Origin of the sequence: Pelagirhabdus alkalitolerans, from assembly GCF_900096905.1 — a bacterium.
Lineage (GTDB): Bacteria > Bacillota > Bacilli > Bacillales > Amphibacillaceae > Pelagirhabdus > Pelagirhabdus alkalitolerans.
This window is the reverse complement of sequence record NZ_FMYI01000002.1, coordinates 177,512-189,835: the sequence shown is the minus strand read 5'-3', so window position 1 is coordinate 189,835 and position 12,324 is coordinate 177,512. Positions and strand designations below refer to the sequence as shown.

At 36.8% G+C, this 12,324-nt stretch carries 14 protein-coding genes; all 14 read right to left on the bottom strand.

Going from position 1 to position 12,324, the window contains the following annotated elements:
• Positions 1-90 precede the first annotated feature (90 nt).
• Positions 91-1,794 carry a proline--tRNA ligase gene (locus tag BLR62_RS03150; protein WP_090793072.1) on the bottom strand — a complete coding sequence of 568 codons (1,704 nt, stop codon included), beginning with the start codon at positions 1,792-1,794 and terminating at the stop codon, positions 91-93.
• 27 nt (positions 1,795-1,821) lie between these two features.
• On the bottom strand, positions 1,822-3,078 hold the full coding sequence (gene rseP, locus BLR62_RS03145) for an RIP metalloprotease RseP (RefSeq protein WP_090793070.1): 1,257 nt from the start codon (positions 3,076-3,078) through the stop codon (positions 1,822-1,824).
• 56 nt (positions 3,079-3,134) lie between these two features.
• On the bottom strand, positions 3,135-3,914 hold the full coding sequence (locus tag BLR62_RS03140) for a phosphatidate cytidylyltransferase (protein WP_090793068.1): 780 nt from the start codon (positions 3,912-3,914) through the stop codon (positions 3,135-3,137).
• Between the two features lie 19 nt (positions 3,915-3,933).
• Positions 3,934-4,701: an undecaprenyl pyrophosphate synthase gene (locus BLR62_RS03135; protein WP_090793065.1), complete on the bottom strand. Its 768-nt coding sequence runs from the start codon at positions 4,699-4,701 to the stop codon at positions 3,934-3,936.
• A 167-nt stretch (positions 4,702-4,868) separates the two neighbouring features.
• Complete coding sequence (frr, locus tag BLR62_RS03130; RefSeq protein WP_090793064.1) at positions 4,869-5,426, bottom strand: ribosome recycling factor; 558 nt, start codon at positions 5,424-5,426, stop codon at positions 4,869-4,871.
• Between the two features lie 2 nt (positions 5,427-5,428).
• Positions 5,429-6,151 (bottom strand): UMP kinase, encoded by a 723-nt coding sequence (gene pyrH, locus BLR62_RS03125; protein ID WP_090793061.1) that lies wholly within the window; start codon positions 6,149-6,151, stop codon positions 5,429-5,431.
• A gap of 128 nt (positions 6,152-6,279) precedes the next feature.
• Positions 6,280-7,164, bottom strand: coding sequence for a translation elongation factor Ts (gene tsf / locus BLR62_RS03120; protein ID WP_090793059.1), 885 nt, complete (start codon positions 7,162-7,164; stop codon positions 6,280-6,282).
• Positions 7,165-7,247: 83 nt separating this feature from the next.
• Complete coding sequence (gene rpsB / locus BLR62_RS03115; RefSeq protein ID WP_090793056.1) at positions 7,248-7,994, bottom strand: 30S ribosomal protein S2; 747 nt, start codon at positions 7,992-7,994, stop codon at positions 7,248-7,250.
• 153 nt (positions 7,995-8,147) lie between these two features.
• Complete coding sequence (locus BLR62_RS03110; protein WP_090793053.1) at positions 8,148-8,669, bottom strand: DUF6115 domain-containing protein; 522 nt, start codon at positions 8,667-8,669, stop codon at positions 8,148-8,150.
• A gap of 11 nt (positions 8,670-8,680) precedes the next feature.
• On the bottom strand, positions 8,681-8,983 hold the full coding sequence (locus BLR62_RS03105) for a hypothetical protein (RefSeq protein ID WP_090793051.1): 303 nt from the start codon (positions 8,981-8,983) through the stop codon (positions 8,681-8,683).
• A 19-nt stretch (positions 8,984-9,002) separates the two neighbouring features.
• Positions 9,003-10,373 carry a FapA family protein gene (locus BLR62_RS03100; protein WP_090793048.1) on the bottom strand — a complete coding sequence of 457 codons (1,371 nt, stop codon included), beginning with the start codon at positions 10,371-10,373 and terminating at the stop codon, positions 9,003-9,005.
• Positions 10,374-10,397: 24 nt separating this feature from the next.
• Positions 10,398-11,162: a FliA/WhiG family RNA polymerase sigma factor gene (locus tag BLR62_RS03095; protein ID WP_090793046.1), complete on the bottom strand. Its 765-nt coding sequence runs from the start codon at positions 11,160-11,162 to the stop codon at positions 10,398-10,400.
• Positions 11,163-11,181: 19 nt separating this feature from the next.
• Positions 11,182-11,682, bottom strand: a complete 501-nt coding sequence (locus BLR62_RS03090; protein WP_090793043.1) for a chemotaxis protein CheD — start codon at positions 11,680-11,682, stop codon at positions 11,182-11,184.
• Complete coding sequence (locus BLR62_RS03085; RefSeq protein ID WP_090793040.1) at positions 11,679-12,314, bottom strand: chemotaxis protein CheC; 636 nt, start codon at positions 12,312-12,314, stop codon at positions 11,679-11,681. The genes BLR62_RS03090 and BLR62_RS03085 overlap by 4 nt, the downstream gene beginning before the upstream one ends.
• Positions 12,315-12,324 lie beyond the last annotated feature (10 nt).

Below are 12,324 nucleotides of genomic sequence, written 5' to 3'. Positions count from 1 at the left end.
TTCCTCCTCCAAATCTGTTAATCAAATAGAGTGGCAAAACCCTTGCCAAAAATACGACAAGGGTTTTTTGTGTCTTAAACTAAAGTAGCTCTATCTATCCATTCGTGATTTTAAAAATGCATTAATATCTGACTCATGGAGCTCAGATTGATCATTTGTCTGTCTGTCTTTATATTCAACAATCCCATCTGACGCTTTCTTACCGACCGTAATACGGTTCGGAATACCGATAAGATCACTATCAGCAAACTTAACTCCTGCTCGTTCTTTACGATCATCATACAACACTTCAAAACCTTCTTCTAGAAGTTGTTGATAGAGTTTGTCACCTAGAGTACGTTGTTCTTCATTTTTACTATTAATAACAAGAAGATGAACTTGGTAAGGTGCTACTTGTGTTGGCCATGTGATACCTCGATCATCATTGAATTGTTCAACGATGGCCGCCATCGTTCTCGTTACACCAATTCCATAACAGCCCATCGTGACTGTTTGAGCCTTACCTTGATCGTTTAAGATCGAAGCGCCTAATTTATCTGCATAAAATTGACCGAGCTTAAAGACTTGTCCTATCTCAATGCCTTCTGCAAATTGGATGACACCTTGACCGTCCGGTGAAGGATCCCCTTCTTTAATGAACCGAATATCTGCAAATTCTATTTCTGCGAAATCTCGGGATGGATTTACATTGATGAAATGATACCCATCTTCATTCGCTCCACATGTTGCATTAGATACAGCTCGCACCGCAAAATCACCAATGATCTTAACGTCATTTTTAACCCCAATAGGACCAATCGAACCAAAATAAGCACCTAATACGTCTTGTGTTTGATCCTCAGTCGCCAAAGTAACCTCATCTGCGTTTAAATGGTGCTTAAGCTTAATCTCATTTACTTCATGATCGCCTCTGGTCACCGTCAAAACGAATTCTTCATCAACATTGAATAGAAGTGATTTTAAACCTTGATCTAAATCATGATCTAAGTAATTCGCTACCTCTTCCATTGTACGCTGATTAGGTGTTGCTACTTTTTCAAGTGGTTTTGGTTCTTCATTTGGTGATTGATAGTAATCAGGCACTTTTGCCATTTCAATGTTAGCTGCATAATCTGAAACTGACGAAAATGCAATGGTATCTTCACCAATTTCTGATAATGCCATAAATTCGTGAGTATCCTTTCCACCCATTGCACCTGAATCTGCTATAACAGCTCTGAAATTAAGACCTAAACGCGTGAAAATTCTGCTGTATGCATCATACATTTCTTCATAATACGTATCCAAGCTTTCATCTGAATCATGGAATGAGTATGCATCCTTCATAATAAACTCTCTGCCTCTTAATAATCCGAACCTAGGACGCCGTTCATCACGAAACTTTGTCTGAATCTGATAAAGGGTTAATGGTAGTTTTTTATAACTTTTCACTTCATCACGAATCATACTAGTGACAACTTCTTCATGGGTCGGCCCAAGAACAAATTCACGTTCATGACGGTCATGAAGCCGCATTAGTTCAGCTCCCATTTTATCCCAACGACCCGATTCTTTCCATAAATCAGCTGATTGCATCGCTGGCATTAAGAGTTCATTTGCTCCAATCGCATCCATTTCTTCACGGATAATGCGCTCAATTTTATCAAGTACACGCTTACCTAATGGTAAATAACTATATACGCCTGAGAAGTTCTGTCGAATAAATCCAGCACGCATTAGCCATTGATGACTTAATGTATCAGCATCCGCTGGTGTTTCTTTTAATGTAGGAATTAACATTTTACTTTGTTTCATAAACCTAACCACCTTTAATGAGTAATTTTATAAGAATAAACGTTGAATATCATTCCACGTGACAATAAGCATTAAGAGCATAAGTAAAGCAAAACCGATGAAATGAACAAGCCCCTCTTTTTCTGTTGATAGAGGTTTACCTCTAACTGCTTCAATACCGACAAACAAAAGACGTCCTCCATCAAGTGCTGGTAACGGTAATAAGTTAATAATTCCAAGATTCACACTAAGCGCAGCCGTCCATTGAATAAAATTCCAAAATCCCGTCTGAACAATTTGGTCTGTTGCATCATAGATCCCAACTGGACCTGATAACATGTCAACTGAGAATTGTCCGGTTACGAGCATACCTAAATTGACCAATATCATTTTAGACCACTCATATGTTTGTTCAAAACTATAAGGCACTGCGCGTGTCAATGAGGATTCAAGATACTGCATAACCCCTATTTGACCAATCGTCATGTCTTCAATTTCTTGACTTGCAGGAACGACATTTATTGATTCGCTGCTTCCATTGCGTAAAACAATCATTGTCAACTCTTGATTAGGGTGCTCACGTACAATGGATTGAAAATCTGACCACTCTTGTATGGGGTGACCATCTATTTCAACAATTTCATCCCCCGCTTCAAATCCCGCTGTCTCAGCTGGGCTTCCTGGTTGGACATCTCCTATTTTAGCTTCTTCTACCGGAATACCACCAAAAGCACCCAATATAAAGAATAACACGACGGTCAAAATAAAATTCATCAACGGACCTGCAAATAATTGCATGGCTCTTTTTGATTTTGACTTCGCTTGAAATTGACGGTTGAAAGGTGCGATTTGTGTTTCGACTTCGTTCATCACATAATCAGCCGTTTCACTAACCTTGAACGTTTGTGGATCTGATTCTCCTAAAAGGGTTCCTTTAATATACAATTTGTGATCCAAATCCGATCCTTCTACTTCGATGACTTCTGCATTTGGATGCTTATCTTTATGGTTAATAATAATTTGTTTTACTTGGTTGTGTTCATTAAATGTTAGCCCAATATGTTGTCCTGGTTTTAAATCAATAATTTCAGGATCTTCACCAGCAACTCTTACATAACCACCCATAGGAAGTAAACGGATCGTATAGAGCGTTTCTGATTTTTTTATCGAAAATATTTTGGGGCCAAACCCGATCGCAAATTCTCTTACAAGCATTCCAGCCTTTTTAGCGAATAAAAAGTGACCGAATTCATGCACAAATACGAGTAACCCAAACATTAAAATAAAGGCAATTATCGTGTTCAAATACACTCTCTCCTTTTAATTAGACATTTCTAGATCAATAAAATGATCAGGCTCCATTATGATATGAATTGAATCATATGTAAAAATGGAAATACAAATAGCCAGCTATCAAACCGATCTAGGATCCCACCATGACCCGGCAGCAATCGACCTGAGTCTTTTACTGAATAATACCGCTTGTAGGCAGACTCTACTAAGTCACCAATTTGGGCAACCATACTAGCAAGTAGTGATGCGATCACAACAACCCATGTCGATTCATGCACTGGGAAGAAAAGATGAAAGACTACACTTACAACAACTGCTAAAAGAATTCCGCCTAGAGCACCTTCAATCGTTTTATTCGGACTGATTTCTGGCCAAAGTTTATGTTTTCCAAACTGTCGACCAGAAAAATAGGCACCCGTATCCGTTGCTAAGATAATAATAATAACATAGAAAATGTAATGTAAACCAATCATTTGGGTTTCAATAAAGTAATGAAACCCTACTCCTACATAAGTAGCGGTTATCAGCATAAATCCAGCATCCTCAATTGTAAACTGGTTTTTCACTAAAACTGTATAACTTAATAGAAGTAGTGTGATCAGCAAAAGACGTTCTACATCATCTAAATATAGAACAGCAGCAAATCTAGGTAATAAAAAAGTAAACATCAGAAACATTGATAAAAACATTGGGACATAAAATCGTGTCATATGACGCATTTTTAATAATTCGTAAAACCCTATACCACTTACGGCGACCATTATCACTTGAAATGGCCAATCGCCATAAATAACAAATGGGAAAAACAGAAGAATTGCTACAATTGCTGTAATAATTCTAATTTTCATGTCTATCACACCTTCCTAATTAAGATAATCCACCATAACGCCTTTTTCGAGCTTGATAAGCCATTAACGCTTCTTCAAACTCCGACTCGGTAAAGGCTGGCCAATGGATATCTGTAAACCAAAATTCAGTATAAGCTAACTGCCATAATAAAAAGTTACTTAATCGTTGTTCACCACTCGTTCTTATTAACAGATCTGGCTCAGGTAATTGAGACGTATACAAATAGTTATTAATAAATTGCTCATTAACATCATCAATATTAAAATCTTTTGTCTGAGCTTCTTTGGCAATCGACTTAACCACATCAACCATCTCAGCTCGACTTCCATAATTTAGCGCTATGTTTAAAATGAGTCCTGTGTTTGCTTTTGTTTGTTCAATTGCATCTCCAACAGCTTCTTTCGTATAATCAGGCAGTTGATCAAAGTGACCGATCGTTTGAATTCTGACATTTTGTTCGATCAACTCGGGTAAGTACGTTTTAAGAAATTCTTTAGGTAATTTTAATATATATTCAATTTCTTTACGCGGACGTTTCCAATTTTCAGTAGAAAACGCATATAGTGTTAAAACTTCTATTTGATGTGCGTTTGCGGCTTTAACAATACGTTTTACATTGTCCATTCCTTCTTTGTGACCAGCAAAACGTGGTAAGTTTCTCTTATTTGCCCAACGTCCGTTACCATCCATAATTATCGCAACATGTTTTGGTATTACACTTAGAGCCTCATGATTCTCTTTATCTTTCTTATTATATTTTTGAAAAGGCCATTTTATAAACGCCATTTTATTTCCCCCAATAACTTAAAGCACCATATGTATAATCCACCTGTCAATTTCCTCTATACAGTTTATCATGTAATACAGATAGATTCACTAATAAACACGATTTAAATAAAAAAAGAGATGAACCAAAAGAATCGCCTTTTGTGTCATCTCTTTTGTTATTTTGATCATACTTCCATGATTTCATCTTCTTTTTGTTTCGTAAGATCATCAATTTGTTCAATATATTGATCAGTAATCTTTTGAACATCATCTTGATAAGCTCTGAGATCATCTTCTGTTAAATCGCCATTTTTCTCGGCCTTTTTGAGTTGATCATTTGCATCTCTTCTAACATTTCGAACTTGTACTTTTGACTCTTCTGCATATTTACCTACCACTTTAGTTAATTCTTTTCGGCGTTCTTCAGTTAGTGCAGGAATTTGAATGCGAATAACATTACCATCACTTGATGGTGATAAGCCAAGATCTGCTTTTTGAATTGCTTTTTCAATCTCACCAATAGATGATTTGTCAAATGGTGAAATCATTAGTAAGCGTGCTTCAGGAACTGAAATCGTTGAAAGTTGATTAAGCGGTGTCGACGCACCGTAATAATCAACGTAAACATTATTTAAAATAGATGGATTTGCACGTCCCGCTCGAACTGTTGCTAAGTTCTTAGAAAATGATTGCACCGCTTCTTCCATTTTTTGTTTTGAATCTTTAATAATTGCATCTGACATTGTTATTTCCCCCTTATTATGGTTCCGATATCTTCACCTTGAACAGCACGTTTAATGTTGCCTTCTTCTGAAATTGAGAAAACTAATAGAGGTATATCATTATCCATACAGAGTGAAGAAGCAGTTGAGTCCATCACACCTAATTCATCATTAAGCATCCTCATATAAGTTAACTCTTCAAGCTTCTCAGCAGATTGATCAACTTTTGGATCTGCAGTATAAACACCATCAACATTGTTTTTAGCCATCAAGATCACATCTGCATCAACTTCAGCAGCTCTTAAAGCGGCCGTTGTATCTGTAGAAAAGTACGGGTTTCCAGTACCTGCTGCAAATATGACGACACGTTTTTTTTGCAGGTGACGTATTGCTTTCCTTCTTATATAAGGTTCAGCAACTTGACGCATCTCAATAGATGTTTGGACGCGTGTCTCCACACCACAGTTTTCCAAGCTATCTTGTAACGCAAGTGAATTCATCACAGTTGCTAACATTCCCATGTAATCAGCATTTGCACGATCCATTCCCATTTCACTACCAACTTTTCCTCTCCAAATGTTTCCACCGCCTACAACGACAGCAATTTCAACACCTAAATCAGAAATGGCCTTTACTTGTTCAGCTACCGATTGAACAATTTTGGGTTCAAGACCGTATCCCGCTTCTCCACTGAGGGCTTCTCCACTTAATTTTAACACAATTCGTTTATAGCGTGGTTTCGTCATAATTACCTCCATTATGTAGCATTTAATTCTATCTTACACTATTGGATAAAATGAGACAATTGAAAATCTATGCTTAAGAAAAGGGAACACGATGTGCTCCCTCTGCTCAAACACTAATCAATTAATGTTTATTTATTAATTTGGTTTTGTACTTCTTCAGCAAAGTTTTCTTCACGCTTTTCAATTCCTTCACCAACAGCATAGCGTGTGAATGATTGAACAGTTGCACCTTTATCGTCAAGTAATTTCTTCACTTTTTGATCTGGATCTTTAACAAAGCTTTGCTCTAATAAACAAATTTCTTCAAAGAATTTACCTAAACGACCTTCAACCATTTTTTCAACAATATTCTCAGGTTTACCTTCGTTTAAAGCTTGTTGCTTAAGCATGTCACGTTCAGCTTCAACTGTTTCTGCATCAACTGAATCACGTGAAACGAAACGAGGGTTTACAGCTGCGATGTGCATAGCAACATCTTTAGCAAATGCTTCATCAGTTGTTCCTTCAACAACTGTTAAAGCACCAATGCTTCCGCCCATGTGTACATAAGCACCAAATGCATCTGCATCTGTCTTTTCAGCAATTGCAAAGCGACGTAGTGAGATTTTCTCGCCAATTTTTGCGATGTTATTGTTGATAAACGTATCAACTGTGTCGCCGTCACCTTTTAGTGGTTGTTGTAAAGCTTCTTCCACTGTGCTTGGCTTTTCGCTTAATAAGTGTTCTGCTAGATCTTGTAGTAAAACTTTAAATTGATCGTTTTTAGTTACAAAGTCTGTTTCACAGTTCACTTCAAGAAGTACAGCATGATTACCATCAGTTAATGTATAAGCAGAGCCTTCTGCTGCGATACGATCTGCTTTTTTAGCTGCTTTTGAAATACCTTTTTCACGAAGATAATCAACGGCTTGTTCCATATCACCATCTGTTTCTTGAAGGGCTTTTTTACAATCCATCATACCTGCGCCTGTTTTTTCACGAAGTTCTTTTACCATACTTGCTGTAACTGCCATTTATATTTCCTCCTTTAAAATCATTCATTATCTCTTAAAAAAGGTGATAAAAGGTCCCCCTCTTATCACCTCGTTAACCTTTGTTATTCTTGCTCTGTAGATTCAGCTTCTGGCTGATCATTTGTCGATTCAGCTTCTTCTGTTTCTTCGCCTTGTTTAACTTCTAAAATCGCATCTGCCATCTTAGATGTTAACAATTTAACCGCACGGATTGCATCATCGTTTGCAGGAATAACATAATCGATTTCATCCGGATCACAGTTTGTATCAACAATACCAACGATCGGAATATTCAATTTGTGCGCTTCTGCAACTGCAATGCGCTCTTTACGTGGGTCTACAATAAACATCGCATCAGGAATTTGTTTCATTTCCTTAATACCACCTAAGAATTTAACAAGACGATCTTTTTCTTTTAATAGATCAACTGTTTCTTTTTTAGGTAAGACGTCGAAAGTACCGTCTTCTTCCATTTTCTCGATTGATTTAAGGCGATTAATACGTTTACGAATTGTACCGAAGTTTGTTAACGTACCACCTAACCAACGCTCATTAATGAAGTATTGACCTGAACGGATCGCTTCATCTTTAACAGATTCTTGCGCTTGTTTTTTCGTACCAACGAATAAAACATTTCCTCCGTTTTCTGCAACACCTTTAATAAAGTTATACGCTTCATCAACTTTCTTAACTGTCTTTTGTAAGTCGATGATGTAAATACCGTTTCTTTCTGTGAAAATGTACTTTTTCATTTTCGGGTTCCAACGGCGTGTTTGGTGACCAAAGTGTACACCAGCTTCTAGTAGTTGTTTCATTGAAATAACTGCCATTTTCTATTCCTCCTATATGGTTTTTTACCTCCGCTTACTTCATCTCGATCAAAAAACTTATCTCGTTGACAAGCACCGTTTTGATCATCCATAAGCGTGTGTGATTAACACCAAAAGTAACTATATCACAAACAGTATCGATGTGCAAGATTTTCATTTATTTTGTTGGAATTTTACCAACAGCTCGACCTCAGTTTTCCCGCGGTTTAATTGTTGAGCTATCTCATCTGTTGTATACCCTTGACTATATAACGATAGAACCTCACCTGCAAACGATTGTTCATACGTGTCTTGTTCGTTGATCTCAGGTGGTTTATAGTCATTCTTTAAATTTTCATCTGACGCTTTTTGTTTATTATTATCAACATACGGAGCTGGATTTATCTTAGTTTCAGCTGTCTTATTTTCATTTGACTCATGTTTTGTTTGTCTGACAGTGTCATTTTCGTATGTTTGTTGATCTGGTACTTTATCATTTACAAGCTCAATAAAACGATCGTTCTCTTCTCTCATTTCTACGAGATATACAGCCAATAGTTCTTCAATTTCTTTTTTTTGTTCTGATAATTGATCCCTGACTTGATCTGGTTTATCAAGTTTAACGATCAGCTGTTTAATTATAATGAAAGTTACTGCATGAATAATAAAGCTAATAAACAGTAATATATAAATCATGAAAATCCCTCTTAACTATTAATATCAATTCGTTTACCTAAATAAGGGTGATTGATAAATGTTTCTGATTCTTTTTTCTTTTGTTTGCGATTAGGTGACGACTCCTCTTGATTGTTATCACGCTGTTCATTTTTAAGTTCATCACTTTGATTCAGATCATTGACGGTTCGCCTTTTCACTTCTTCTGATTGTTGCTGCGCGTTTGAGATGGTGTCTTGCATAAATTGACTTCGTTGTTGAATTTGTTCTTGGATTTTCCCCATCTCTTGAGTTCTCGGCAATGCGATTTGCATTTCAATACCTTTTAACCCCATTCACACCAGATCCTTTCATTTATAGTGGTGAAATACTTATTTCGCCTTCTTCTATAAATACTTGTGAGAACTTGTATGGTTTCGTGGTAGTCTGTTGATATTTACCGAAACAAAGATCAACGTTTTCATGTAGTGTTCCCTTAACAATCAATTTTGCCCGATCTTCATCACCTATTTGAACATGAAGAGACTCAATGCGCTCATTGATTTGATCAAGTTTTCCTTCTGTCTGTTGCAGTGTGTTTTTTTGTTTAATTAAAAAAATGCGTTCTTTTGATGATAATCCACCGGTCTTTTTCGCTTTTTCTTCAAGGTTTTGACCTAATGTTTTTAATTTTTCAATTTCACTTATTAATGTGTCTTTGGCTGCATTTAATTTCGTTTCCAATTGAAATTGTTCTTGGTCTACACCTATAGCTACTTCTGTTTTTGTATCCATTTTGTTACCTATATCTTTTGCTTCAATCGTTTTACCTGCTGAGCATGACCCGCCAACAATACTTCCAGATTGGCAGTAAATATGTTGTTTTGCCACACATTGACTATGCATGATTGAGTTTTGAACATTTATATTATGTTCTGCATGAACATGAGCTTGATTAATGTAGCCAATTGTTACATCTCCATTTGCTTTGATCGAGCCTTTTTTCAAGCCAGCAATACCTTCAGTAATTACAACATTACCCCCTGCTTCAATATGCCCCGCTTCAACTAAGCCATAGATATGAACATCTCCATCAGCTTCTACACGATACCCGGCAGGAACATTGCCTCTAACAATGACAGAACCAACGAACGATACATTACCTGTTTCCATTGATAGGTCTTGACTGACTTCGTATGTATTAAACACGTTGATTTTGCTACTTCCGACACTAAGTTGGCCTACTTCTGTAGCAAAAAATGTTTTACTCTCTTCATCATAGCGAACATTTTTCCCAGGACGTAATTTTATCGGTTTCCCTTTTTTCGCCGGAAGTTTTTTGCCGAAAATGGTATGGCCAGACTTTCCTTTAACGGGATCTGTCAGAATGGCGATTTTTTCACCCTCTTCAAGGGATGGAATTTTTTTCACATCTCTAAAATCTCTTTTTTCATCCTCGTCAAAATAATTATCTTGATCACAAACATAGTCAATTTTTCCATCAATACCATGAATCGGTTCAGTTCCTTGAGCAACATTAATTGGAAAAATATCCTCGCTACATGTATTCACAATTAAATCTATTGATTGTTGATTTAATCCATATGTAATTTTTTCCGATTTTAGCCAACTTATAAACTCGTCCTTCGTCAAATCAGCAGGATCATATTCTTGCCGCATCTGAACGGATGCGGACATATAATCCTCAGATACTAATAATTCAAAGTAATCTTTAATAGCCTCCATAATGTCTATCCCCTTAATCTTAAATTAATGGTTAGATAAAGTGTGCTTCAACTTAAATAGGGCTTGTTTGTGAATCTGAGAAATTCGTGATGTGGTTAATGATAAAACATGACCAATCTCAGTAAAAGTTAACTCATCCTGATAAAATAAACTGATCACCATTTGTTCATTTTGATTTAGCTCTTGAATCGATTCAGCTAATTCACTAACGGTTTCTTGCTTTAGCAATGCATCCTCAGGTGATGGTTCATTCTGATCTTTAACTGTATAACCGATACCCTCTTTAAATTCACTCGACTCATCGTTAGTTTTTTCTTCCATTGACAATAAATGACCGAACCATATGTCTTTAAAGCTAGACGTCACATCATCTACCGATAACCCTATGTGACTCGCTATTTCTTGTGAGGTCGGTTCTCTTTCCAATTGTTGAGTTAAAACTTGTTGCGCTTCTTCAATTCTCTTTGCCCGATCTCTAGTTGAACGAGGCAACCAATCTTCTTTTCTTAATCCATCCATAATAGCGCCTCTAACCCGAAAGGAAGCATAGGTATCAAATTTCAGATCTCTTTCAGGTTGAAATCTTTGTAAGGCATCATAAAGGCCATATAAACCTAAGCTAAAGACGTCTTCTCTTGAGACATTTTTAGGTAAATGGGCGCCAATTCGTTGTGAGTGATACTCAACCAAATACAAATAATGTTCGACGAGTTGATTGGCAATTGATGTATCTCTTTGTTCAATCCACTTTTCCCAGAGATGATTGATCGTCGTTGTATCATTTTCCATCCCAATCGCCTCGCTTTCATTATATCTCCTTCGTCCCTTCACTTACTGTTCGAACTTCAAGTGTTGCTTGATCAATTGAAAATTCGATCGTTCGACCACTGCTTCCATGAACGTCTTCTGACACTATCGGAATACGGTAATCTTCAAGGATAGCTTTCACTGCTTCAACATTCCGCTTACCTACCCTTAACATATCATTAGATGAACTAAATGAAAACATCTGAGCGCCGCCTGCCATTTTTGCTTTCAGTGCATATTTCTTAGCACCTTGAGTGAGCAGCGTATCAATCAACTCTTTTAATGATGTATCTGCATATTTATGAGGGTTAATGTCTTTGTTTTTTGCAGAAGTTGAATCAGGCAACATAACATGAGCCATACCTGCTAATTTTGCTGTTGTATCATAGACAACGACACCTACACATGAACCTAAACCTGATGTGCGTAATCTATCAGGGGATTTTGCAAACTTTAAATCTGCGATGCCTACTTTTATAACCGTATGTTCTATAACTTTCACTGATCTTCAACACCTAGCTGGTTAAAAATTTTTGGGAATGAATCGGGATCAGGTAGTAAGAAAAAGTGTCCTCTAACCGGTTCATTATCATCATCATGATCATCAATAATTGTATCTATAATAATGGCATAGTCACTAACTTGCGAGATTTCTAACAACCCTTCTGCTAAAATAGCACCAGCCATATCAATCGCTAACACAGGAACCGATGGTTGTAATGAGATATGAATAAAATCAGATAGAGCGGACAAGTATGATCCTGCTAATATGTTTCCTATTTCTTGTAAAGCAGATAGTGCCATTTCATCATGTGGAGGTTCAGAGATCTTAAACGTATCAGACCCAACCATTTGTCTAACAAATGTATCTGCTTCTTCAGGTTTTAAAACAAAAAACATATTTCCAGGTGCATCACCTTCGATTCGTAAAAAAACAGAAGCGATTAATGTCTCAGCGCCACCAACGAGATCCATCATTTCATCATAATCAACCACTCTTACAGCTGGAACTTTCATATCTACTTTGTGATTTAATAACATGGAAAGGGATGTTGCCGCATTACCTGCACCGATATTACCGACTTCTTTTAATGCATCCAATTGATAATTGGTTAATGATTCAATAAAAGACATATGTCACCTA